25 protein-coding genes are annotated in these 23369 nt (G+C 43.7%); 15 read left to right on the forward strand and 10 right to left on the reverse strand.

Translation table 11 applies throughout. From position 1 onward, the window contains the following. Positions 1–39 precede the first annotated feature (39 nt). The 7 genes from QMY49_RS16430 to QMY49_RS16460 all read left to right on the forward strand — a co-directional run bounded on the left by QMY49_RS16430 (position 40) and on the right by QMY49_RS16460 (position 7599). Complete coding sequence (locus QMY49_RS16430; protein ID WP_005453498.1) at positions 40–1644, forward strand: BCCT family transporter; 1605 nt, start codon at positions 40–42, stop codon at positions 1642–1644. A gap of 169 nt (positions 1645–1813) precedes the next feature. After that, entirely contained in the window at positions 1814–2527 is a 714-nt protein-coding gene (locus QMY49_RS16435) for a response regulator (protein ID WP_005453495.1), read from the forward strand. Beyond that, on the forward strand, positions 2527–3813 hold the full coding sequence (locus QMY49_RS16440) for an ATP-binding protein (RefSeq protein ID WP_283315483.1): 1287 nt from the start codon (positions 2527–2529) through the stop codon (positions 3811–3813). Before QMY49_RS16435 ends, QMY49_RS16440 begins: the two co-directional genes overlap by 1 nt. Before the next feature lie 133 nt (positions 3814–3946). Continuing rightward, positions 3947–4336 (forward strand): glycine zipper family protein, encoded by a 390-nt coding sequence (locus QMY49_RS16445; RefSeq protein WP_274882027.1) that lies wholly within the window; start codon positions 3947–3949, stop codon positions 4334–4336. A 177-nt stretch (positions 4337–4513) separates the two neighbouring features. Further along, a complete protein-coding gene (locus QMY49_RS16450) occupies positions 4514–4870 on the forward strand; it encodes a diacylglycerol kinase (RefSeq protein WP_005453489.1) in 357 nt (118 codons plus the stop codon). Between the two features lie 21 nt (positions 4871–4891). Next, positions 4892–6544 carry a phosphoethanolamine transferase gene (locus tag QMY49_RS16455; protein WP_283315486.1) on the forward strand — a complete coding sequence of 551 codons (1653 nt, stop codon included), beginning with the start codon at positions 4892–4894 and terminating at the stop codon, positions 6542–6544. A gap of 122 nt (positions 6545–6666) precedes the next feature. Beyond that, on the forward strand, positions 6667–7599 hold the full coding sequence (locus QMY49_RS16460) for a Gfo/Idh/MocA family protein (RefSeq protein WP_050941009.1): 933 nt from the start codon (positions 6667–6669) through the stop codon (positions 7597–7599). Here QMY49_RS16460 and QMY49_RS16465 read toward each other — a convergent pair whose 3' ends face one another. Then, positions 7600–8523 (reverse strand): GlxA family transcriptional regulator, encoded by a 924-nt coding sequence (locus tag QMY49_RS16465; RefSeq protein WP_283315488.1) that lies wholly within the window; start codon positions 8521–8523, stop codon positions 7600–7602. It abuts the gene before it with no gap. Positions 8524–8643: 120 nt separating this feature from the next. On the opposite strand from QMY49_RS16465, the gene QMY49_RS16470 reads away from it, so the two are divergent. The 4 genes from QMY49_RS16470 to QMY49_RS16485 all read left to right on the forward strand — a co-directional run bounded on the left by QMY49_RS16470 (position 8644) and on the right by QMY49_RS16485 (position 11314). Continuing rightward, positions 8644–9162, forward strand: coding sequence for a cysteine hydrolase family protein (locus tag QMY49_RS16470; RefSeq protein WP_017188693.1), 519 nt, complete (start codon positions 8644–8646; stop codon positions 9160–9162). 156 nt (positions 9163–9318) lie between these two features. After that, a complete protein-coding gene (locus QMY49_RS16475) occupies positions 9319–9468 on the forward strand; it encodes a hypothetical protein (protein WP_009696272.1) in 150 nt (49 codons plus the stop codon). Positions 9469–9480: 12 nt separating this feature from the next. Then, positions 9481–10695, forward strand: coding sequence for an MFS transporter (locus tag QMY49_RS16480; protein WP_038899558.1), 1215 nt, complete (start codon positions 9481–9483; stop codon positions 10693–10695). A gap of 187 nt (positions 10696–10882) precedes the next feature. Beyond that, the gene (locus QMY49_RS16485) at positions 10883–11314 is read left to right on the forward strand and encodes a YccF domain-containing protein (protein WP_047515274.1); all 432 of its coding nucleotides are present in this window, start codon (positions 10883–10885) and stop codon (positions 11312–11314) included. Positions 11315–11424: 110 nt separating this feature from the next. On the opposite strand, the gene QMY49_RS16490 is transcribed toward QMY49_RS16485, so the two are convergent. The 4 genes from QMY49_RS16490 to QMY49_RS16505 form a co-directional block, all read right to left on the reverse strand. After that, positions 11425–12075 (reverse strand): hypothetical protein, encoded by a 651-nt coding sequence (locus QMY49_RS16490; RefSeq protein ID WP_222325210.1) that lies wholly within the window; start codon positions 12073–12075, stop codon positions 11425–11427. Positions 12076–12162: 87 nt separating this feature from the next. Next, complete coding sequence (locus QMY49_RS16495; RefSeq protein WP_049536479.1) at positions 12163–13119, reverse strand: hypothetical protein; 957 nt, start codon at positions 13117–13119, stop codon at positions 12163–12165. A 179-nt stretch (positions 13120–13298) separates the two neighbouring features. Beyond that, a complete protein-coding gene (locus QMY49_RS16500; RefSeq protein ID WP_009697126.1) occupies positions 13299–14240 on the reverse strand; it encodes a LysR family transcriptional regulator in 942 nt (313 codons plus the stop codon). A gap of 465 nt (positions 14241–14705) precedes the next feature. After that, positions 14706–15167, reverse strand: coding sequence for a TetR/AcrR family transcriptional regulator (locus QMY49_RS16505; protein WP_005453451.1), 462 nt, complete (start codon positions 15165–15167; stop codon positions 14706–14708). A gap of 528 nt (positions 15168–15695) precedes the next feature. On the opposite strand from QMY49_RS16505, the gene QMY49_RS16510 reads away from it, so the two are divergent. Continuing rightward, entirely contained in the window at positions 15696–15995 is a 300-nt protein-coding gene (locus QMY49_RS16510) for a YfcZ/YiiS family protein (RefSeq protein WP_005453449.1), read from the forward strand. A 72-nt stretch (positions 15996–16067) separates the two neighbouring features. On the opposite strand, the gene QMY49_RS16515 is transcribed toward QMY49_RS16510, so the two are convergent. Next, a complete protein-coding gene (locus QMY49_RS16515) occupies positions 16068–16340 on the reverse strand; it encodes a YnjH family protein (protein ID WP_005453446.1) in 273 nt (90 codons plus the stop codon). Positions 16341–16487: 147 nt separating this feature from the next. Between QMY49_RS16515 and QMY49_RS16520 the strand changes: the two genes are divergently transcribed. Beyond that, on the forward strand, positions 16488–17087 hold the full coding sequence (locus QMY49_RS16520; RefSeq protein ID WP_017819336.1) for a hypothetical protein: 600 nt from the start codon (positions 16488–16490) through the stop codon (positions 17085–17087). Positions 17088–17212: 125 nt separating this feature from the next. Here the strand turns inward: QMY49_RS16520 and QMY49_RS16525 are convergent, their stop codons facing one another. After that, entirely contained in the window at positions 17213–18319 is a 1107-nt protein-coding gene (locus tag QMY49_RS16525) for a 1-acyl-sn-glycerol-3-phosphate acyltransferase (protein ID WP_005453443.1), read from the reverse strand. 192 nt (positions 18320–18511) lie between these two features. Here QMY49_RS16525 and QMY49_RS16530 point away from each other — a divergent pair, with 192 nt between their 5' ends. Next, positions 18512–19120 (forward strand): cupin domain-containing protein, encoded by a 609-nt coding sequence (locus QMY49_RS16530; RefSeq protein WP_283315499.1) that lies wholly within the window; start codon positions 18512–18514, stop codon positions 19118–19120. A 67-nt stretch (positions 19121–19187) separates the two neighbouring features. On the opposite strand, the gene QMY49_RS16535 is transcribed toward QMY49_RS16530, so the two are convergent. Further along, positions 19188–19670 carry a hypothetical protein gene (locus tag QMY49_RS16535; protein ID WP_005453441.1) on the reverse strand — a complete coding sequence of 161 codons (483 nt, stop codon included), beginning with the start codon at positions 19668–19670 and terminating at the stop codon, positions 19188–19190. 26 nt (positions 19671–19696) lie between these two features. Further along, positions 19697–20218 (reverse strand): nicotinate-nicotinamide nucleotide adenylyltransferase, encoded by a 522-nt coding sequence (locus QMY49_RS16540; protein WP_074051725.1) that lies wholly within the window; start codon positions 20216–20218, stop codon positions 19697–19699. Positions 20219–20428: 210 nt separating this feature from the next. Here QMY49_RS16540 and nadE point away from each other — a divergent pair, with 210 nt between their 5' ends. Then, positions 20429–21259, forward strand: coding sequence for an NAD(+) synthase (nadE, locus tag QMY49_RS16545; protein ID WP_047515263.1), 831 nt, complete (start codon positions 20429–20431; stop codon positions 21257–21259). A gap of 117 nt (positions 21260–21376) precedes the next feature. Here nadE and QMY49_RS16550 read toward each other — a convergent pair whose 3' ends face one another. Next, positions 21377–23194: a hybrid-cluster NAD(P)-dependent oxidoreductase gene (locus tag QMY49_RS16550; RefSeq protein WP_283315500.1), complete on the reverse strand. Its 1818-nt coding sequence runs from the start codon at positions 23192–23194 to the stop codon at positions 21377–21379. Between the last annotated feature and the right edge of the window lie 175 nt (positions 23195–23369).

Below are 23369 nucleotides of genomic sequence, written 5' to 3' on the forward strand. Positions count from 1 at the left end.
CCGAGTATTCTCATTAATAGACAATATTGGAAAGTCACAATGAAATTGAATACTTCAGAAATCGACTGGAAACTTACTTTTGGCAGTTTTGGATTTGTACTGCTTCTAGGTATTCTTGCAGTGGTATACCCAGAAGCCGTAAAAAGCACCATGAGCGGCATGCTAGATTTTACCGTCATTAACTTCGGTTCTGGTTTCCTTTGGTACACACTTTTTGCAACAGGTGCCCTATTGTTCCTCGCCTTTTCTAAATATGGCGATATTCGTATGGGTGACACCAAACCTAAGTTTACGAAATTCCAACTGTTCGCAATGGCATTGTCTGCGGGCATGGGCGCAAGCACCATGTACTGGGGCTTTATTGAAGCGGTATACTACTTCATGGACCCTCAGTTCGGTATTACAGATAAAGCCATGGCAATGGAATACGCTACGGCTTACAACATGTTCCACTGGGGCGCAGCAGGCTGGTTTATCTACCTCATTGTAGCCATCCCATTCGCCGTCGTATTCTACCTAAAGAAAAGCCGTCGAATGAGCTTAAGTGGTGTCATTAACTCACTGTTTGATGACCGTTTACCGGTTTGGGCGCAAAAGTTTATTGACCTACTGTTTATCATCACAACGCTTGCCGCAACCGCATTAACATTAGGTTTGGGCATCCCGATGATTTCCTCTAACCTAGCGAGCTTAACGGGCATTCCAGACAATTTAATGTTGGGTATTGGCGTTATCCTTGGGTTGTCAGTGATCTTCTCTCTCAGCTCTTACATCGGCATTGAGAAAGGCATGGCCCGCCTATCTAGTGCAACCATTTATATCTGTGCAGCGTTTGTTGGTATCATCTTCATCATCGGACCATCAGCTCTGATCATGAACAACTTAACCAATGGCATTGGTATCATGTTGACTGAATACATCCGCATGAGCACCAACACAGATCCATATGGCACAACGTTGTTCCCTCAATACTGGACGGTATTCTTCCTAGCGAACTGGATTTCTTACTCACCGGGTGTAGGTGTCTTCATCACTAAGATCATCCAAGGTCAGAAGCTAAAAGACGTGGTTCTCATCCTCGTGATTGGCGGCACAATGGGCTCTGCGGTTATCTTCGGTGTATGTGGCACCTTCTCAATGGATCTTGTAAACAACGGCGTCGTTGATGGTGTCAAACTGATTGGTGAAGGTCAGCCAACTGAGTTGGTGAAGCAAGTATTTGACTCAACATCTATTCCAATGTTGCTAACTGCTATCTACCTAGTCACGATGATTCTGTTTACAGTAACAACACTAGATGGCACCTCGTATTCACTAGCAGGCATCGCAACTAAACAGCTAGATGAAGAAGCAAACGTAAACCCAATGTTTCGTCTGTTCTGGTGCTTATTGCTAACAGCACTACCAATCATCTTCTTACTGATTAATGCTGACTTGAATATCCTTAAAGCGTTCCCTGTACTGATCATCGTATTGATCGTGCCAGTGTTCTTCATCGCGGCGGTTAAAACACTCCAATACCTTAAGCAAAACTATGGACAAATTATGGAGCATCAACGCCAACAAGACGAACTTCTTGCAAAACAAGCACAAGAGCAACAAGTTGAAGTAACAAACTCGACACCCGCTCCTCAAGCTAGCTAGCATCGACTTCTAACTCTCAAAAGCTCCGATAAACGTCGGAGCTTTTTTTATTGGTTGTTAAGTTCAATCAATGCCGTCTATAAATTCCACAAGACTATTGATGTTTATTGAAATCACTGACAAATTTGTTTAAGTTTCAGGAAGAATTCCTACAAAGCGCATCACTGCCATGAATGTACAAGACACTAAGCAATCAATTTTCATCGTTGAAGACGATCCTAAACTGCAAGCCATGTTAAGCGAATACTTTGTTGAACAAGGCTTCGACGTCCGTTGTATCGATAATGGAACAGATGCTCCAGATGCGATTATAGAGGCTCAGCCCGACCTCGTACTGCTTGATTTAATGTTGCCTGGCCAAGATGGATTGAGCGTCTGCCGCCAGATTCGCGAGTGCTTTAAAGGCAAAGTCTTGATGCTAACTGCTAGCGACGATGATTTTGACCACGTCGCTGCCCTTGAAATCGGCGCAGATGACTTCGTAAACAAGCCAATCAAACCACGAGTTTTGCTTGCTCGAATTCGCATGCTTTTGCGTCGTAAGGAGGCAACGACGTCTGATTCCGATACTTGTCTAGAAGTGGGGTTATTATGCCTTAACCGCCTACGTAAGGCTTGCGCTCTAAATCATGAGCCCATTGCCCTAACCGATGGTGAATTTGACTTACTTTGGGTCCTCGCAAACCACCCTGAACAAACTCTTTCTCGCGAGTGGCTAACAAAAACCTTACGTGGTATCGAATATGACGGCACTGACCGTACTATCGATAACCGCATCGTTACCTTACGCAAAAAGCTGGGCGACAGCACCACTCCACCACAAAAGATCATCACTGTGCGTGGTAAAGGCTACTTGTTTATGCCTGATGCTTGGAATGCGTAATGAAACGTATTTATCTGGAAAGCTTCTTAGGTCTGATTATTCTTTTTGTCGCCAGTTTAGTTGGTTACGAAATCATTGTTTATCAACTGAACACTGACTACGACTACCTACTGGAAGAGCATGAGGCGCAAGCTTTCCATGAGCTTATTTATCCGATTTATCGTGAGAAAGGTGAAGACTACACCATTCAACAATTGGAGAAATTCGCAACCTCTAGCCATATGTTGTTGATCGCTCAAGAGATGACTAGTGTCCCTCTTGAGGTTCAACAGGCTTTCGATGAAGATCCTTCCGTCAATACCGCGTTTGATGAGGATCGAGATTTATGGTTTCGATTTGAACCAGGCTCGCCAGTATTCAAATTAAGCCAAAACCCCAACAGCCCAATCATTCAAGCCATTAATTTTGACGACAATATCGTTTGGCTGTTCTTCCTCGCTGGATTTGCACTGTATTGTGTTCTGCTGATTTGGTTTTTAAGCCGCCGCGTAAGGGCATTAGAGAAGGTTACGATGGATTTTGCATCCGGTGATTTTAATGCTCGCGCCGATACTTCCAGCGCGAAGTCGGTGGGAACATTAAACAAAAGCTTTAACCATATGGCAGAGAAGGTCTCTCGTCTTATTACGAGTAACAAAATGCTAACCAATGCTGTCGCTCATGAGTTAAGAACACCAATCTTCCGACTCCAGTGGCAAGCCGATCTTCTGGCGGACGCTTCGTTAAATGAGCATCAGCAAAAATACGTCGATAGCATTGTAGAAGACATTGACGATATGGAAAAAATGGTTGAAGAATTGCTCTACTACGCAAAAATGGAGCGACCAAATTCCGAGATACAAACATCTACCGTGGTGTTATCTCGCTTTCTTCAATCGCTTCTTCCTAAATGGCAGCGCGATACGCCTTTATCCATTGTGATTGATGATGCCGAATCACAAGGCGTGGTTGTCAACGCCGATCCAACACTGCTCAAACGTGCACTCGATAACCTACTTCGCAATGCAATGCGTTATGCGAAAAAGCAGATCGTTTTGGAGCTGGTTGATACTCCCGACCACTGCTGTATTCAGATCCACGATGACGGCTGCGGAATTGAAGAGAAAAACTGGCCTCACTTGTTCGATGCATTTTATAGCGCCGATAAAGCGCGAAACAAAAGCACCAGTGGTTTTGGCTTAGGGCTCGCCATCGTAAAACAGATTGTCGAGTTACAAGATGGCTGCGTGTCTGTCTCTCACAGTCCTTTGGGCGGCGCATGCTTCACGGTATGCTTTCAAAAATAAAATCATAAACTTATCAGTAACTCCTACCTTGTTGTTACAAAACACGACATTTCAATACATACGATAGACAGAGCTCAAAAATAAAACAGTGTACATTTAATCCATCAATTCACAGCAATAATGGATTACAAAAATGTATAAACACCTTTTTCTCCTCACCCTTTCTTCCACACTTGCTGCTTGTGCCTACAACCAAAAGCCTGTCGTTGATATGACCAATGTCGACCAAGCTCAATACGAGCAAGACTTCGCTTATTGCCAAGGTTATGCCGAAAAAGTCGACAAAGGCGAAGCGGCAAAAACTGAAGCAAAAAATGGAGCTGTGACGGGTGCTCTTGTTGGTGCCGTAGCTGGCGCACTAGAAGATGGCGTCGGTGGTGCTGCCGTAGGTGCCGTAGCTGGTTCAGCAGTCGGTGCTGGCGCAGGTGCACTTGGCGGTGCAAATGACTCAACCAAAACCCAATCGCTCGTGCTTCGTAAATGCCTAGAAAATAAAGGCTATACCGTATACGACCTTGATTAATAACGTATAAATTAGCATCAATTGCATAAAATAATAGTCAGGCGACATCTTTTTCACAAATGTTTCACGCTCGACCTATTACTCTCAACTTTCGCAATTTGATGCCTTTTCTTTTATCAGGGGATGCTTATCCCTCAAGCGCCCCTTCTTTTTTGGCTCAGCAGTATAGGCCCCATTTTGAAACCAGGAAAAACAGGCATTCGCCGGATATTGGACGCAACCGGCTATTCACTTCAAGGATTGAAAGCAGCATGGATTAACGAAGCAGCATTTAGACAAGAGTTAGTACTGACGTTAGTACTCTCTATCGCTGCATTCTTGCTTCCCGTCACCATGCTTGAACGAACAATGATGATCAGCAGCTTGCTGCTGGTTGTAATAGTTGAATTGATTAATTCCGCCATCGAAGCGGTTGTCGATCGTGTCAGCGATGACTGGCATGAACTCAGTGGAAGAGCCAAGGACATTGGTTCCGCAGCAGTATTTGTTGCGCTTGTTCTCGCCCTATTTGTTTGGGCGTCGATTTTAATTTAGTTACATCGAAGTACGTCAATTATGAAGACAATTGAACTACCAACTAAAGGTCTCTCTTACGTTACCTTTACGCTTTTACTCGCCTTGTATTTCGCCCTTGTGGTGAACATTCCCATTTACAAGGAATTGGTTCACATCCTTACTAATCTCGATCAAGTTAAGATCGGTTTCATTATTACCATTCCCATCTTCTTTTTTGCAGCGCTGAACTTCTTATTCAACTTGTTCAGTTGGCCTTGGATCAGTAAACCATTCTTTATCTTATTGCTGATCACCTCTGGTATAGTGAGCTACGCGAGCTACAACTACGGCACACTCTTCGATACCGACATGATCACCAATATTGTCGAAACTGATACCAGTGAAGCAAGTTCTTACTTCAGCGCTTACTCGTTGATCTGGACAGTTTTGATGGGGGTACTTCCTGCATTACTTGTCTTTAAAGTGAAGTTTCAACCGCTAAAAGGAAACTGGCTAAGATTCACATTAACTAAAATCGTCTCAATGCTTGCTTCTTTAGCGATCATTGCGGTGATTGCTGGTTTGTATTACCAAGACTACGCATCCGTTGGTCGTAATAATAGCTACCTAAAGAAAATCATTATCCCTACTCAGTACGTGTATGCGATCTCTAGTTATGTCAAAGAAACCTACCTGACAACACCACAACCATACCGTGAGATTGGCACTGATGCTAAGCAATCTCAGCTAGCTTTAGAACAAGCCAAAGAGAAGCCTACTCTGGTTGTCTTCGTATTGGGAGAAACTGCGCGTACTCAAAACTACCAAATCAACGGTTACGATCGCGAAACCAACCCATACACCAGCAAGCTAGACGTCATTTCATTCCAAGACGTTTCCTCTTGCGGTACAGCAACAGCGGTGTCAGTTCCTTGTATGTTTTCGCAACTGCCTCGTAGCGACTTCGATCGTAGTACAGCAGATAACCAAGACAATGCTTTGGATATAATGCAACGTGCTGGCATTGATTTGATGTGGAAAGACAATGACGGCGGAGATAAAGGCGTCGCGCATAAGATCAATAAGATGGATGTGGACCGCAGCCAGAAAAATGAACAGTGCAACGGCAGCACTTGCTATGACATCGCATTGCTAAATAACCTAGATGATCAAATCGCAAGCATGAAAGGTAACCGCCTTGTTGCGCTGCATCTCATTGGTAGTCATGGTCCAACGTATTTCCAACGCTATCCAAAAGACAAAGCCTTCTTCCAACCAGACTGCCCTCGTGCAGACATCGAAAACTGTAGCGTTGAACAAATCGTCAATACTTATGACAATACTATTCGCTACACGGACTTCGTTTTGGATCAAACTATAGCGAAATTGAAAGCGCTAGAAGACAAATACAATACGGCCATGATTTATGTTTCTGATCACGGTGAGTCTTTAGGTGAAAATGGCTTGTTCTTACACGGCATGCCTTACGGATTGGCGCCTGATTTCCAAAAGCGTGTTCCTATGATACTTTGGATGTCTCCGGGCTTTAAGCAAGCTAAACACATCAATACTGATTGTTTGGAACAAGAGGCGCAACAAACCGCGACGCACTCTCACGATAATGTATTCCACTCTTTACTCGGCATCATGGACGTAGAAACCGATGCTTATGATGGAGATTTGGATATCTTTAAAACCTGCAGAACATCTTAGTATCAAACAGCACGATAAAGCCTGATTCATATGAATCAGGCTTTTTTATGACCTTTTGCTCTCAGAAATCCAACAGGTTCTCGTTATAATGTTTATCCCGTCAACGAACAAAGTAGAACCAAATGAAAATTGGCATCATTGGCTTGGGCGACATTGCTCAAAAAGCCTACCTTCCTGTTATCACCCAGATTCCAAATGTTGAACTGGTATTTTGTACCCGTAACGCAAATACACTTAACACACTGGCTCAACAATATCGCATCACAGAAACCTGTCAGGACTACCAACAGTTGGTTGGCATGGGTGTGGATGCAGTAATGATTCATGCAGCGACGAGCATTCACCCTCAAATCGCATCTTTCTTTTTAGAACAAGGCATCCCGACATTTGTTGACAAACCTTTGGCAGACAGCGCTGCTGAGGTGGAAAAGCTATACGAACTAGCAGAACGCGTGAATCAGCCTTTGTATGTCGGTTTCAATCGCCGTCACATTCCGCTCTACAATCAGCATATGCCGGGCGTACAGCAAGGCGAACTTTCAGGCTTGAAATCAATACGTTGGGAGAAGAATCGTCATCAATTACCGGGGGATATTCGTACCTTCATTTTCGATGATTTTATCCACCCTCTCGATAGCGTGAACATTACGACCAAAGCAGATCTACAAGACGCTTACATTACGCACCAAATGGAAGGCGATCAACTGGCTCGTTTAGATATCCAATGGCAGCATGGTGAGACACTGTTTCACGCATCAATGAACCGCCATTTTGGTATCACAACGGAGCGAGTCCAAGCTTGCTATTCAAATAAAGCGATTGAATTTGATTCATTTGTTGAAGGGAAAATGTGGCAAGACAATCAAGAGCAAAAGCTCAGCTTGAAAGATTGGACGCCAATGCTGACCAGTAAAGGTTTCCACTCTATGTTGCTTGATTGGTTTAACGTCATTCAATCAGGTAAAGTCGCCACTGAAATTGTCCAGCGCAACATTGCTAGTCATCAACTTGCCGAAGCGATTTGTCAGCACATTGAACAATCAGTGCGTCGATAATTAAGCACTAAAACGAGCGCGGAATGCTTTGGGTGCCAGTCCCATGGTTTTAATGAATACTTTTCGAAACGCGCTCGCATCTTGATACCCCACGTGGTAAGCAATCGCCTCAAAAGCGAGGTTGCTTGATTCCAGCAAGTCACATGCTTTTTGTACCCGGAGGTGTTGTAGATACTGATTCAAGTTCAAACCTGTCGCTTTTTGGAAACGTCTCTGAAGCGTGCGCTCAGTTAAACAACTGATCTCCGATAGAGCTTGGTTTGAAATCATATGGGAGAAATGATCGGCCATGTAGTGCTGAGCACTAAGAACGGCACTATCACCGTGTTGAAAATTAGGCATGAATTGCTGATAAAAACGTTGCTCTCTGGCACCAGTATCAACCACCAGCATCTTTCCCAATAACCGCATCACTGCAGGTGTGCTTAACTGAGATACCAACTCCAGCCCCAGATCGAGCCAAGACATCATGCCACCAGCCGTGATGATACTGCCCTCATTGATAAGGATGGATTCTGGCTTAAGCCTCACGTTAGGAAACCTATCTCGGAATAACCCTGCAAGCCCCCAGTGTGTCGTGCACGCTTTGTTGTTCAACAAACCAGCTTGAGCGAGAACAAAAGCCCCGGCACATGCAGACGTAACAACCGCTCCTGCTTTGTGTTGCTCAAACAGCCAAGATGTTAACGCCTCACTTGGCGAAAGATAATATTGCTCCGCGCCGCTTGGCGGCAATATGACGACCGTGAAATCACCGGCTCGAATAACGTCTTCTTGCCAATCAATGATGTCTGCATCAAAGCGGCATTCAGCACCCAGCTCAATCGCAGCGCGGTTTGCCATCTCAAACAGCTCCTGCAAACCAAAGACTGACGCTTTGGAGGCGCCCGGATAGCTCACAATGGCAATGTTTATCTCATTCATTCCAATTGTCGTTTTTAACCTATTTTTTGTCATTTTAGACACTGAGCAAGATAAAAGAAAGCACGCATAATAGCTCCCATACCAAAGCAATACATTCACTGAAAACAAAAGGAAAACACCATGAGCCAAGCAGCACTTCTTGTTATCGATCTACAAAACGACTACTTCCCAAATGGTAAATTTCCTCTATGGAATACAGAAGCAACGCTAAACAACATCAAGAGCGCAATTGCTAAAGCGAATGAGAAAAATATTCCTATCATTCATATTCAGCACATTGCGGATCCGGCAATGGGTATTGCACCTTTCTTTAATGAGGGGTCCGAAGGTGCTGATATTCACCCTGAGATCTTAGCGCTGGCGCCGAGTGCAGATGTAGTTATCAAGCACTTTGCAGACAGCTTTGAGCAAACAAACCTTGAAGAAGTGCTGCAAAAACATGGGGTAACAGAACTATTGGTATGCGGTATGATGACGCAAAACTGTGTCACTCATACTGCAATTTCTAAAGCGGCAGAAAAGTATGATGTCTCAATTCTTATGGACTGCTGCACAACGGTTGACGAAATGATCCACAACATTGCCTTACACGCAGTCTCTACCCGCGTCCCCCTAATAACTGCAGAACAAAAGCTATAAACGAAATATTATAGAGGTATGCATAGAACGCATACCTCTATTCACTTTTTGTAATTTGTCTCGCTAGACAATTATCTCTACACTTCGCGCTCATTTTTCTACTTGAGCGCACAATGCATGCTTTTTTCTCAATCCATTTTCGCTCAGGTGCTGAGAATGTCCGTCATGTTGGGGCTATCTTTAGTTATCGTCCATCACTCTCCTAGGTTGCTGGAAATATTAGCAGAGCAAGCCATCAACAGCGGCTGTCACCAAACCACAGGCGACGGCGAGCATCATGATCATTCTCATCACCACCATCATTAATAAGAGCAAATTATGAGTATTTTCCGATTTCCAATTCTTGTTTGGCTTGGAATAGGGATTTTGATTATTTGTCTAGGGATCAGACAATCTTTCGGCATTTTCATGATGCCAATTTCAGACTACTTTCACACTGGTCGCGAGTTCTTTAGCTTTGCTATTGCATTGCAAAACTTGTTGTTTGGTGTGTTCCAACCGTTTGTTGGTATGGCTTCAGATCGTTGGGGCGCGAAGCGTATTATCATTTTAGGTGCCATTTCTTACGCTTTGGGTCTCTACCTGACTTCCATCGCAGTTGAACCAACCATGATGTACCTGTCACTTGGCGTTTTGGTCGGTTTTGGTCTGAGCGCGACCAGTTACGTGATCGTGCTAGGTGCCGTTGCAAAGGTCGTCCCTGCGCAACATGCTGCGAAAGCATTTGGTTTGACAACAGCCGCAGGTTCATTCGGTATGTTCGCCATGATCCCAGGTGCCCAAGCGCTGTTGAGTGATTTTGGCTGGCAAGGCGCGCTTCAAGCATTCGCTGTACTGTGTAGCTTTATGATCATGTTTGCACTGTTCATGAGAACGGCGAAACCACAAGCGAGCAATGCAACTAATGCTCAAGAAGACACACAAACTCTAAAAGAAGCATTGAAAGAAGCCTTTTCACATAAAGGCTATTGGCTAATCCATGCTGGCTTCTTTGTTTGTGGTTTCCACGTAATGTTCATCGCGACTCACCTGCCGAGTTACTTAGCCGATAAAGATTTACCGGCATCAACGGCGGCAATGGCGCTAGCGTACGTCGGTATTTTCAACATCTTTGGCTCGTACTTCTGGGGTGTAATGGCAGACCGCTTTAACAAGCGTCATGTTATGTCTGCACTTTATTTGATGCGCACAGTCGTAATCGGTGCTTTTGTGACGCTACCTGTCACCGAACACACCGCTGCTATCTTTGGCGGTGCAATTGGCTTTTGCTGGTTAGGCACAGTGCCACTGACTTCCGGCTTAGTTCGTCAAATCTTTGGAGCCCGTTACCTTTCCACCTTGTATGGCTTGGTGTTCTTTACGCACCAAGTAGGTAGCTTCTTAGGAGCTTGGGTTGGTGGTCGTATTTACGATTACTACGGTTCGTACGACCCAATCTGGTGGTCAACCGTTGTATTAGCATTTATTGCAGCACTGATTCACCTGCCAATCAATGACAAGCCAGTCCCTCGCTTGAACTTAGCTACTGCCTAACCTGAAAGGCTCTCGACATTTCTCGTTGAGAGCCTTTTCTTTACTCCATCTCATGCGGTCTAATACCTGTATTAAATCTGTGTTCTCATCAATGATTGCTTATTTAAGATAAAGTGTGTCCATTCATCCTCTGTTAAGATTCGTGTGACATACTTAACACAACGCTATAAATCAAAAAGGGTTTTAAATGAGAACACTCGGCAACATCATCTGGTTTGTCTTCGGTGGCGTATTCATGGGTTTGCTATGGTGGTTCTTTGGACTTCTAGCATTCATCAGCATCATCGGCATTCCATGGGGACGCGCTTGTTTTGTAATGGGGAACTTCTCGTTCTTCCCATTCGGTAAAGAAGCAGTCTCACGAGATGAATTAACCAATGAAATGGACATAGGCACGAGCCCACTTGGTGTCATTGGTAACGTAATTTGGTTTGTGTTTGCAGGTATCTGGTTGGCAATCGGTCACGTACTTTCTGCCGTAGCGTGCTTTGTCACCATCATCGGCATCCCGTTTGCCCTTCAACACCTGAAACTTGCGGTTATCTCTCTAGCTCCGATCGGTAAAACAGTCGTGACAGCAGAAGAAGCAGCAATGGCTCGCTACAATATCAATCGTTAATTTACTAAACCCTCTAAGCTTCCGGCTTAGAGGGTGATTCCCGTCAAGAGCAACCCCATAATCGCCACTGCGTATTCAATCATCGTTGATTGTATGTTCATATCGACTCCTTAAAAGTTGAAGTTAACGCCTAGCTCCACACTATTTTCTTCACTTACCTTCGTGGAACCTGGAGAGACTCTATGTTCACCAAATGTGTATTTCACGTAAGGTTCAACCCACTTTGGTTTTAATGTAATTCGCACTTCATGGTTTGTACGATGACCGCCTTCCGTGAGCTTTTTATCGTAGTTATAAGCATAGCCGAGGCTGACAAATTCAATTGGTGTATAACTTGCCCCGATGGTGTTTCTCCATTCTCTTGTTGTATTTTCGAATGCCGGAAATGACTTACCAATAGCGCTTTTTCTCCATTCGTGAGAGCTATTGGCATAAACCATCCAATCTTCACCCAACGCTGTTCCAGTAAATACGCCGGCGTCATACACATCAAACAAATCAGCACGTCCGTAACTCACAAAAGCCTCGGTATAAAACTGTCCCAGCATGACACCATATCCAGTCCCAAGTTCTAGGTAACCAGTCGAGTCGATTTCCGCTGAAATATTCCACTCTTCCGTTGCTTGTAAGTAGCCGCTGGCAGTGACAATCCATTCATCATCTGTATTGGATACGTCCAATCCAAACTCTGGCATTTTATAGTCAGCGGAAAAACACGGGATAGCAAAGAGCGTGCAAAGCAATGTCAAAGATTTATTCATTGGAGAGACCTGTGAAGAAGAGTTAAAACAAAAAAAGGAGCCACTTTATTCAAGCGGCTCCTTGCTACTTACCCTTATGCGATTAGCTTACGAACGCTCAACGCGGTCGCGAATCGCTCTTTTTATTTGCTGACGTTGCTCTTGTGACAGAGATTGAACCTTTTGTTGCAGCTCCGCACGCTGTTCTTTGGTTAACTCATTTGCAGGAAGATTTACTGGACCTTCGATCGGGTGACCAATTTCCGGCTCGATTGGGTTAACTGGCGACGGCAGTTCAATTGGATGCATTGGCACACCTTCAATTGGATGGCTAATATCCGGGCGGTTCGTAACACCTGCGAATAAACGACCATCTTCATTACGGAATACGACTTCTGTACCATCTTCTAAGCGTACGATGTAGTTATCACCCTCTTTTGAAGTGTGTCCGACAATCTCACCGTCTTCATTACGAATCTCACTACCATTAACGGTGTAAGAGGCACCCGAATCACCAACGGCAATGTTTATCGTGCCTGTTTCGTCTTTACTGATGAACACATGGTTGCCATTATCACCAACGATAACCGCAGCGCCTTCAAGCTCGATGATATCACCATATGTAGGAACAACACCGCCTCCGTAACCAGGATCTACATCTTCTTCAATAGGATGCTCGATCTTAGGTTTTACCTCTTCGACTACTAGACGACCATCGTCAACAGATAAGTGAATAAAGCCTTTGTCATTCACAAACACCAATTCATTATTGCGAACTTCAATGTTACCAACTACGTTACCTGAAGCGTCTTTCACCACATCGCCGTCAGTGAAGTACAGCTCACCGCCAACGTTGAATACGGTGTTACCTTCTACGCCGCGAATAGCCACTGTGTTGTATTCGCCGTTGTCACCTTGAATTGCCATGCCATCAAAGTGCTCACCTTCGAAGGTTTGTACCGATGCAACTCCTGCAGGCTCACTTGGGGAGTCCGAAGAACCAGATGATGAACAACCGGCTAGAAAAGACGCTGCGATAACTGCACTTAGTAATTTAACTTTCATGATTTACTCTCTTAATTTGTCGAAATTCAGGGCTGCCTCTTGCAGATTCAGTGGACTCCCTGCCCGATGAAGAGAAGTATATTGAGCGGTGTTTTATTGCTCTAATCGCTTATAAGAAACCCGCCATTAACGGCGGGTTATTAATAAACCAAGGTAGAGAGCTTGATAACCGATGGTTATTATTGTTCTTGAGGGCGTTCGAGGTGACTAATGATCACTTCGGTCACGATATTACGTAACCAGTGCACGGTTTCGTTGCGACGATTCTTATGATGGAAGTAAGCGTGCAAGCATGGTTCTATCACCATACCATCCAACTCAATATCCAACCTACGTAGCTTATAAAGTTTATCGACATTGACGGTTTTTGATGCAGGAAACACCATATCTGAGTTTGCGACTACGTCGATGATGGCTGATGGAAGCTCTGATCTAAAAGCAATTTTTGGCTCTACCCCTTTAATTTTCATGATCTTTTCTGAAAAAGAAATGTTCGAGTTCCAGTCAGCAGCGATGACAGTTGCAAATTCTAGATCATTGCAATCAGATATCTGCAGTCGGTGACCTTGCAGAGGATGATCTTTTCGCACATAAGCACAGAATTCATCTTTAACGATCATTTTAGTCAGAAGCTCTTTGGGTGCATGGTTTATTTCGTAATTAACTCCTAACACAACTTCGTCCTTGATGATCTCTTCCATGGTTGAGCGAGACCAATTCAGCAAATGAATTTGGACATGAGGGGCAGCTTGCCTGATGGCTTGAAAGATCTCACTCGCGTAAGAACTAAGAATAAATGGTGCCAGAGCGATCTTTACCGTGCCGTTCATTTCCAGTGGGTTAAATGCCTTGGAACCATTTATCGTTATGGAAATATCGTCCAACAAAGGCGCTAAGCTCTCTGCAAGATCATTGGCATATTCGGTTGCTCGCAAACCATGGTGAGTTTTCACAAAAAGCTCATCTTCAAAATGATCACGCAATCTTTGTAGCGCTTTGCTCACGGCGGGTTGGGAAACAAACAAACGTTCAGCAGCGCGCCGCATATTGCGCTCTTGATGAAGAATGATGAATGTCCTGAGCAGGTTTAAGTCAAGAGTTGAGAATAGATCTTTAGCCATGTTCCACTTCGTTAATAACTTGAGGTTATTATTCAGCATAAGAACAGATTGGCGCAGTTTCCAACCGAAGTGCATGAATTCTTTGCGCTCGATAACTCTCTATGACACAAAAATAACAAAACAGACAGTAAGATTATTTTGAAAAAAGGAATAAATGACGACGCAAATTTGTAAATGAACTCATTGTCTGACGCCATACATACATTACATTCCTGCTGTCAATGTATGAAGATCGTCAACTCGATAGGCAGCAAAGAAAAGAGATGATGGGGTGAAGTCTAGAGGAGATAGGAAAAGGTTAATTTCATCAAACATGACGCGTTTAATGAGAAAGATAGAAAGCAAAAACGTCGGCTAAACGCCAACATAAAGAAATTAAAAGACCTGACTTCAAACACTTTGAAATCAGGTCTAAACACACTCAAGAGCCAAACAGCCTCTTGGTTTTAGCTATTTACTGTGGTGTTACTTGCTCATTTGGATCAATGAGCGACCAATCAACCACTCTAGCTCTTTGTCACTGCCTGCGCCAAACTGGCTCTCAGCCATTTTGTACAAACGATCAATGCCGTTTGCCGCAAACTCGTGCGCGCTCTCAGAAGTAACAATATGGTGGAATAATAGACGCAAAATCGCTAAGAATTCAGAGTCTTCTAGAGCCGTGATCCAGCTCTTTGAAAACGCTTCTAGACCTTTATCGAATTCTAGATGTTCAACGAACATTTTGAAAATACGACCGTCTAAAGCGGCGGTAAAGTCCGTTTTCTTAGGGAAATGGTGGCTAATACCTGTACGCGATACACCTGTCTGCTGGCTTAACGTGGTGTAAGACATTTTGTCATAACCAAGTCTCAGAAGCTGATCAACAACGGCATCCATGATCTTCTGGATAGTGATTTCGGTATCTTCTTTACTACGCTTTGGCATATTTTAAGCTCTTCTCTTTGTAAATCCATCTAACTCACAATTAAATGAGGCCAGAATGAAAATCATCCTCAGCATTATGTACTGTATACCTCAAACATCAAAGTTAGAGGACCAATCATAACTAAACTGCACTGCGTAACGTGCAATTTACAGTGATATTTCTGTCAATACATGTGACTCAAAATATGGCGAAAAGTCCACTCCATCAAAACCTTGCACCAAATCATTCATCGAAACTATTCTCAGGCTAAGAATGATAATTATGTAAAAATAATTAATCCGGAAATAGTCTTATAAATTGAACCCCAGTTCAACTCACCTGACAGAAATCTCACGAATATCTAGGTTAATTGATTTTAAATATTGATACATATCACACTAATTTCCTTAAGGAAGTTCTAATAAAATTAGTTAACCCTCCATTAACAACATAACATACTGTCCTTTTTTTATCCAAAATCATTCATTTTTGTAGATAGAGATCAAATACCTGATAGAATACTGACAGTATTTACAAGAGGATTCGTTATGAGTGTCGAATTAGAAGAAAACCAAGTATGTGAAGCTTGCGGTTGCGCTGGTGAAATGGGTTTTATCATCAAAGAAGGCGACGATGTCGCTGACGTAACGATTTTCGCAGAGACTAAAGCAGCACTTGAAGCTGAGTTGGCGAAATACATCGAACTAGCAAAACAAGTTTGTACAGGCGTTGAATACAACGTTTCTGAACTAACGGAAGATTCGAAAGAGCTTACTGCTCGATTCAAGTTTGAAGTAAGCGCTGAAAAGCTAATCTTCGAACTTAAGACTCGCTCTCTAGCGCGTTAATCGTCGATATTTCATCGTTAGATAGGTAAAAGCGAGCATCCAGCTCGCTTTTTTGATCTCTGATGAACCTATCTATTTCTTGTCTTTCTGAAACACAACCCACTTCAACGAGCCATTAGTTTCAAAATCATTTTCATCGGTACACATCAGTAGCACCCCATCTACGTTTAGCACTGCCCCAGTAGTGTAGGCTTTGTCGTCATAGTAACAAACACGCTGCCCTAGCTTACCGTCTGCCACCACTAACGCTTTTGAATCTGGCGTACTATAGGATTTCGCCATCGCAAAACTTGATAAAACAGCAGCAACGCTTGCAAGCAAAACAGAAATCGATCTTACGTTCATGAATATCCCCTTAATGAAGAGCCATAAAACTAACAAAGAAGCGCTTTCAGTTCTTGGCAGCATCTCATATTCTTGAGACATGGATAGGTAGCAGCCCCCCAAGCTTTACGTTATCCTTTTCTCGCTTTTACCAATACTGTGGTTGCTATGCGCATTTTCCCTCTTTTATTAGCTCTGGTGTTTTTCTCGAGCTCTTCTATCGCTTACGAGCTTGATTACTATGCTAAATTCGGTCATACCGACAACTACGGTAATATCGATCTCCGCAACAAGCCCTATACGACCCTACCTGATGGTCTTGTCGTAAAAGGAAACCTCAATATTTCCCAGACACCGATTACTAAACTTCCTAAAGGACTCGATGTTCAAGGCAGCCTTGAAGCAACGAATAGCGCCCTCAAAACGATAAGACCTGGAGTTAAAATTAAAGGCTATGCAAATTTACTTGGTAGTAAAGTTGAACGCTGGCCTCGCGGTGTAAAACTGGGTGGTTATTTGAATTTAACCGATACCCCGTTAACTAACCTACCAGCAAGACTAAGAGTAAAAGGCGACTTGAGCGTCATTCGGACACCATTGACTGAACTACCAGAAGGATTGGTGGTGGATGGTAACCTCTATATAGGAGGTTCAAAGGTCACAACATTTCCTGACACCATGACAGTCAAAGGCAACATCTTCTTGGGAGGAAATCGAGTGACAAAGTGGCCAACGAATTTGACCTTAGGCGGTGCGGTTGCACCATAAAAGTAATTGAAGTGAGGAACGAGCTCAGAATCTAACAAATAACACGCCTGAGATAGATTCCGATTAGGTCCCGTTCCTCGCAATTGAATGTCCATTGCTACTTCGCGCAATGGACAATAGCAAGGTTATTCTTGGTTATTTACTGGGTTAGCGTAACTTGCAACCAAGTAACTGTGCGCACCTGTCGGTAGCTGTTCAAGTTTCTCTTGCAACTGAGATTTTACTGACTCAGTGATCGATTCGTCTTCACGACCCGCAGCGAGCAAGTTGATAGGGAATACGCGGTAGTTATTGTGGATTTGGCGATCGATTTCGTTTGCCAACTCATCCGGCGTCTCGAACTCTTGATCGATCACATCACCAAATGCGACATGCACTTTACCTTTGTAACCCACGATACCTTGGATGATGCTTTCAATATCTTCAAACTCACCTTTTTCATAACTGCCGTTCTCTGCTTTTTCATACAGTTCTTTAGCTTTTGCAATATCACAAGGGTCATTTTGGTAAGAGATAGAAACAGGCACAATCTTCAGTGAACGAGTGTATTCACCAAAGCTGATTTTTTGCTTACGACCTTCAACATGGAACATCTTCAAGATTGCTGGGTCAGTGAAATCATTACCGTCTTTCGCACGACCTTCTTTTTGCGCAATCCAGATTGAGTTACCGGTATCTAAAGAGTGCTTGATATAGCCCGACAGTAGACCAAGCGCTTTCATCATTTCACGTGGTGCTTTCGCCGAACGTTTTACGATGAAGCTCTTGTTGAGCCTCATTAGCTCCGTCGCACAAGGTTTCTTAAGCAGGTTATCACCAATCGCAATACGCACTGTACGGTGGTCTGTTTGGTGTAAACCAAAGTTAACAAGCGCGGGGTCCATTGCGATATCGCGGTGATTAGAGACAAACAAGTACGATGTGTTCTTGTCGAGTTTGTCCAAACCAGAAAAAGTAACTCCGTCAGTAGTCGTATCTAGTGTGTCTTTAAGGTACTTCTTCACTTCTAGCTGAATGGCTTCCACAGAATCCAGTTTACTCCACTTCGCTTTTAAGTAGACACGGATAATCGGACTCATGAGTGTTTTGAACCACGCCGCTTTGTTTGCAAAACGGTGGTTTAAAATCGCACTGATAAACTCATCGTCTTTGATCAGGCGGTCCAGCGCAGCTGGAATTTCTTCGTCGTTGTATGGACGAATTTCAATATAAGGATCGTTATTGGCAGTCATTATTCAATTCATTTCAAAAAAAGCTGGCACATTTTACGCATTGTTTTGCCAACCCGCAGTATTTCAGACCATACTTTTAACATGGTCATACCAGTAGCATTACAATTTCTATTCGCAAAAAAATCTGTTATCCGGTTGGCAATTTAGGGGTTTAGCGTTACCCTTAGCGCCCCAAAAACTCTGGTATTCACAATGAACTACGCAATTGAATTTCACGACGCTAATTACCCTTTTCTTAATGTTGCTGCGCGTAAAAAAGCGCTAAAACACAGCTTACTATCAGTAGTGGAAGGTTTGGCGATCATTAAATTGGGTAAACATGAGTATGCCATTGAACCGGGTCAACACTTCTGGATTCCTCAGGGATGTTTGAGCTCCCTCACCTTTTTACCTAACACACGAGTAACTCGCTGTGACTTCTCTGTGCGCTTAACTGATGCATTTGCTCAACAAGCAGGCTACGTGAAACAACCAGTGTTATTGTCAGCGCTGATTGAAAAGTTGGTGATGACAAAAGCACGCAGCGAACATCAGCTCGACTTGCTAGCGGTTGTGAAACACGAAGTGCTAACACTCAAACCAATGCTTACCAGTTCAGCATTAACGGATTCTATCAATAAGTGGAAACCAGGCTGTGAATCTCAGATTTCCATTGAGCTTTGTCTAGTATTAACGCTTCGAGAAGCACGCAAGATGAAGTTATCCGGCAAAAAACAAGCGGATATCGTTGCGAAGCTATTTAACGACAATGAAGAAGAATACGAACAGCTTTGCTTTTTGGTGTTTGGGGAAGCGCTATAAAGGGTAAGTCGCAATAGAATACAAAAAGGACGCATCAATGTGCGTCCTTTTTATTTTGATTCGAATATTAAAACGGTACTTCGATCTGCATCATCCAATCAGCGTCATAGTATTCATGCCAGCGGTAATCAACACGCATTCGTGGTTCACTGCCGTTCTTGTCACCAAAGCCGATGCTAAACATTAAGCCATGACTTCTCAGCCACTCTTCTGTACTCATTTTGGCTTCATCATCACGCAGTTCTTCTGGCATCCATAACCCGAGCCCAAAATAGTTACTATCTAAATTTTGAGTAAGTATTGGAGAGTCTTCAGACTTGAACGCCCATTGATCCCAGTAACTTTCTGTCGGACCTTCTATCTGTTTTTCTGCGGTATACCAATTGAGCGTATCGATACTAAGAACGCCAACACTGTCAAAGATGTCTTCACAAACTGGCATGGTGTTATCAGCAAATACAACGGAACGATCAGATAAATAGTTACATGCGGAACTCGCCTGTGTTGCCACAAGCATTGCGCATGCACTAAGTACGACGATTCTGACCATGAAAACCTGACCTCTCAGTTCTCAGATTACGATTGTTTATATAAGCCTTCGCTTAGCAATAATTCACTGACCGTTGATGTTGTATACCCGCTAATATCGTTACCTTCGAGCAATGCATTGCGAATATCGGTGCTCCTGATTTTCACTCTCTCAGGGCATGCCATCACAGTCCAACGTTCCGTAATTTCTTCTGCTTTGTAAAATTTAGCAAATTTGAAGAAATTATCAGGACCAATGACAAAAGTTATATCGGCTTGCGTATGGATTTCTTGAATTTTTTCTAATAACGCAAAAGTCGTCACACTTTGTCCTGGTTGGTACAAAGTTTGCTCAAGGTCTGAGCGTTGAACATTAGAAAGCCCCATGTCTTTAATAAAGGCATCAACCAGTTTGCACCGAATTGGGTAATCCAACATATTTTTGCCCCAAGCGTGTGCAATGCTTGGTTCTAATAGCACAAGATCAAAGTGGTTCAGTGACTCGATCACACTCTTGTGACCTAAGCTTGGTGGGTTAAATGCGCTGCCAAAAACGGCGATTTTTTTCATATCCGGTGATTACCTGGTTGAAGAGAGTTTTCTAATCCGATGAATTCGGTATGATACTACTAATCTTTAGAGCTTTTTGACACTAAAGCGACGTTTATAGACATCAACTGCATGGTTTATCGCCATTTGTGAACTATAAACGTCTGCGACAGTATGAATTTATTCACACTCACTTGGTGTCGTACATATTTGCAGGAAAAGGAACCCTAAATGGAACAATCCATCCGCGATGAAATGCGAGTACTCCCTTCTATCGATCCGCATTTCGAAATTGAACGCCGTGTCGCTTTTATTAAGCGTAAATTGCAAGAAGCAGGCTGTAAGTCTCTTGTTCTTGGCATTAGCGGTGGCGTTGACTCAACGACATGTGGTCGCTTGGCTCAACTGGCTGTAGACCAACTAAACGAAGAAGCTGGTGACAACAACTACCAGTTTATCGCTGTTCGTTTGCCTTATGGCGAACAAAAAGACGAAGATGAAGCACAGCTCGCACTTTCTTTCATCCAACCAACGCACTCTGTATCAGTAAACATTAAAGCCGGTGTCGATGGTCTTCATGCCGCTTCTCACGTCGCACTTGAAGGAACAGACCTTCTTCCAACGGATGCTGCAAAAGTGGACTTCGTGAAGGGTAACGTAAAAGCGCGTGCACGCATGGTCGCTCAATACGAAATTGCTGGTTACGTTGGTGGCTTGGTTCTTGGTACTGATCACTCAGCAGAAAACATCACTGGTTTTTACACTAAGTTCGGTGATGGCGCGTGCGATATGGCACCACTATTCGGCTTGAGCAAACGTCAAGTTCGCGAAGTTGCAGCAACATTGGGTGCGCCTGAGCAACTCGTGAAGAAAGTACCAACGGCAGACTTAGAAGAGCTTGATCCTCAAAAAGCTGATGAAGATGCTCTGAGTTTAACTTACGAACAAATCGATGACTTCCTAGAAGGCAAGCCAGTATCTCAAGAAGTCAGCGATCGCCTTGTGGCTATCTACAAAATGACTCAGCACAAGCGTCAGCCGATCCCAACGATCTACGACTAAATCACAATTGTGCACGTGAACGATTCGTTTTTAAATCGTTCAACAATATATAAAAACGCCGCTAATTTAGCGGCGTTTTTGTTTGCTTGTTACAAGCAGTGTTTATGCTCAGCAACGTTAGTCTGTTAGCGTCACATCCGTTTCTGGAATAGCACAACACGCGAGCACTTTACCCATCGCGCGCTCTTCTGCGCTCAGTGCAGGCACGTCAGGATGCTCTACCTGTCCTGATTCTAATTGAACCTTACAAGCACCACACAAGCCCGCACGACAAATATTGGTAATACTTTGACCGGCATTCTCAACTTGTTCAAGTAACGTTTGTTGGTTGTTACCCATCAACTTAAAGCCGTTGAATTCAATCTCAACACTTTTCTCTGGCTTAGCTTTTGTCGCTGCAACACCAAATGCTTCTTGATGATAATTGCCTTCTGGGAGCCCCTTCTTAAGCAATAGGTTTTTCGCCTTTTGCATAAAGCCGTCAGGACCACAAACAAACACTTGGCGCTGTTCAACATCTTTGATCTGTTTTATGTGAGATAGACTGATTCGCCCCTTAAGACCAAACCAATCTATCGCAGGTTGCGTTAAGCAGATCTTTACATCCAACCCCGGGTGTTGGCGCTTTAACTCGTTTAACTCATCTTTGCATGGAATATCAATCTCGCTGCTGCACTGATGGTAGAACACCACATCATCGAGTTGGTTGTGATCAGCCAAATAACGAACCATCGACAGCATTGGTGTTACGCCGCTACCAGCAGACAACAGCAATAGAGGCTGAACAGAATGCTCTTTTAGATGAAATTGACCATCTGGTGTTTCCGCTTCCAGAACATCCCCCACTTGTAGGTTGTCAAGCAAAGCATTGGATACGCGCCCACCAGAAACACGTTTCACCGAAATTGCGTAGCGTCCCGGGCGAGACGGGCTAGATGACAGCGTATAACGACGCCCTACTTTCTTACCGTCTATATCCACTTCAATAGGTAAATGCTGTCCCGGTAAGTACGTTGGTAATTGACCTTTGCTTGGCTCAAGCCACAAGGTGACAAAGTCGCGTGCGATTTCTTCTCGTTCGACACAAGTTAGCGTCATTCGCTGGGGAGAGTTGTCTGGATAGAACTCTGGCTCTTTGTATTCCAGCACTTCAACTTTGTCACCAGAACGAATAATGCCTTCGTTCAGGGCAACAAGGTTTTGACCGAAGAACACGCCCCCACGCTCGTTTGCACGAAACTCTTGCAATGTCTTCAGTGGTTCTTTGCTTTCTCGAAATGTGCCTCGCTGAGTATTAACGGTAGTTAGAATACATCGCTCACATGGTTTTACTGATTCAAATTCCACTTCGCCAATGCGAATACGCTTCCATGAGTCTTCTTCAAATGGCTTGGTATCAGATACCACAAGGTTGGTTCGGAATTGATCCATTGAGTGCAGCTCAGAGCTTCTGCGGTTTAATTCTTCCAGTGATGCCTCACTGATGACAAGTACTGGGTAGCCATCGGCAAAGCTGACGTTGTGACCCAGTTTCTCTCTTATGCGATTTGATTGCTCACCAGTAAAAAGTAACTCGACGCGAAGACCTAATACTTTGCTAAACCAATCATCCGCTTCATCCGTGGTGGTATATGCCGTAAAACTGTCTTTCCAAACCGTTGCAGGTGCTTCCTGCATTTTGAAATCTTGATAGCGAATCTTTAGTGGCTCTTCGCCAAGACTGGTAAACACCACTCCGTCTGGCAACAGCGCGGACTTGACGGTCACCATTTGAGGGAATTTTCGAGCTGTCACCATTGAGCCATCTGACGTCGCAATCATAAATCGACGATCAAAACTCAATCCTTGTTTTTCTACCCAAGCGGAAGATAACGCAACGCCTCCGACGGATTTGACTGGAAAAACATTAATTTGGGACAAAACTGATTGCGACATAGCCTTCTTCCTACAGGTACTTTCTCATTATTGGACTATCATATCCTTATAATAGTTATGACCCAAGCCTCTATAAAATATCGATTTATAACCGCACCTTCGTCAGTCACCCGATATGACACTTGCTTTGCAGGTGGAAGAACTTCTTTTTATGAATGGAGTCCCATAAATTTGC

It is taken from the genome of Vibrio harveyi, from assembly GCF_030060435.1.
Taxonomy (GTDB): domain Bacteria; phylum Pseudomonadota; class Gammaproteobacteria; order Enterobacterales; family Vibrionaceae; genus Vibrio; species Vibrio harveyi.

Bases quoted from the DNA above. Each gene is read 5' to 3' on its own strand.
- QMY49_RS16430 (WP_005453498.1), top strand. From the start codon at position 40: ATGAAATTGAATACTTCAGAAATCGACTGGAAACTTACTTTTGGCAGT.
- QMY49_RS16435 (WP_005453495.1), top strand. From the start codon at position 1,814: ATGAATGTACAAGACACTAAGCAATCAATTTTCATCGTTGAAGACGAT.
- QMY49_RS16440 (WP_283315483.1), top strand. From the start codon at position 2,527: ATGAAACGTATTTATCTGGAAAGCTTCTTAGGTCTGATTATTCTTTTT.
- QMY49_RS16445 (WP_274882027.1), top strand. From the start codon at position 3,947: ATGTATAAACACCTTTTTCTCCTCACCCTTTCTTCCACACTTGCTGCT.
- QMY49_RS16455 (WP_283315486.1), top strand. From the start codon at position 4,892: ATGAAGACAATTGAACTACCAACTAAAGGTCTCTCTTACGTTACCTTT.
- QMY49_RS16460 (WP_050941009.1), top strand. From the start codon at position 6,667: ATGAAAATTGGCATCATTGGCTTGGGCGACATTGCTCAAAAAGCCTAC.
- QMY49_RS16465 (WP_283315488.1), bottom strand. From the start codon at position 8,523: ATGAATGAGATAAACATTGCCATTGTGAGCTATCCGGGCGCCTCCAAA.
- QMY49_RS16470 (WP_017188693.1), top strand. From the start codon at position 8,644: ATGAGCCAAGCAGCACTTCTTGTTATCGATCTACAAAACGACTACTTC.
- QMY49_RS16475 (WP_009696272.1), top strand. From the start codon at position 9,319: ATGTCCGTCATGTTGGGGCTATCTTTAGTTATCGTCCATCACTCTCCT.
- QMY49_RS16480 (WP_038899558.1), top strand. From the start codon at position 9,481: ATGAGTATTTTCCGATTTCCAATTCTTGTTTGGCTTGGAATAGGGATT.
- QMY49_RS16485 (WP_047515274.1), top strand. From the start codon at position 10,883: ATGAGAACACTCGGCAACATCATCTGGTTTGTCTTCGGTGGCGTATTC.
- QMY49_RS16490 (WP_222325210.1), bottom strand. From the start codon at position 12,075: ATGAATAAATCTTTGACATTGCTTTGCACGCTCTTTGCTATCCCGTGT.
- QMY49_RS16495 (WP_049536479.1), bottom strand. From the start codon at position 13,119: ATGAAAGTTAAATTACTAAGTGCAGTTATCGCAGCGTCTTTTCTAGCC.
- QMY49_RS16500 (WP_009697126.1), bottom strand. From the start codon at position 14,240: ATGGCTAAAGATCTATTCTCAACTCTTGACTTAAACCTGCTCAGGACA.
- QMY49_RS16505 (WP_005453451.1), bottom strand. From the start codon at position 15,167: ATGCCAAAGCGTAGTAAAGAAGATACCGAAATCACTATCCAGAAGATC.
- QMY49_RS16510 (WP_005453449.1), top strand. From the start codon at position 15,696: ATGAGTGTCGAATTAGAAGAAAACCAAGTATGTGAAGCTTGCGGTTGC.
- QMY49_RS16515 (WP_005453446.1), bottom strand. From the start codon at position 16,340: ATGAACGTAAGATCGATTTCTGTTTTGCTTGCAAGCGTTGCTGCTGTT.
- QMY49_RS16520 (WP_017819336.1), top strand. From the start codon at position 16,488: ATGCGCATTTTCCCTCTTTTATTAGCTCTGGTGTTTTTCTCGAGCTCT.
- QMY49_RS16525 (WP_005453443.1), bottom strand. From the start codon at position 18,319: ATGACTGCCAATAACGATCCTTATATTGAAATTCGTCCATACAACGAC.
- QMY49_RS16530 (WP_283315499.1), top strand. From the start codon at position 18,512: ATGAACTACGCAATTGAATTTCACGACGCTAATTACCCTTTTCTTAAT.
- QMY49_RS16535 (WP_005453441.1), bottom strand. From the start codon at position 19,670: ATGGTCAGAATCGTCGTACTTAGTGCATGCGCAATGCTTGTGGCAACA.
- QMY49_RS16540 (WP_074051725.1), bottom strand. From the start codon at position 20,218: ATGAAAAAAATCGCCGTTTTTGGCAGCGCATTTAACCCACCAAGCTTA.
- nadE (WP_047515263.1), top strand. From the start codon at position 20,429: ATGGAACAATCCATCCGCGATGAAATGCGAGTACTCCCTTCTATCGAT.
- QMY49_RS16550 (WP_283315500.1), bottom strand. From the start codon at position 23,194: ATGTCGCAATCAGTTTTGTCCCAAATTAATGTTTTTCCAGTCAAATCC.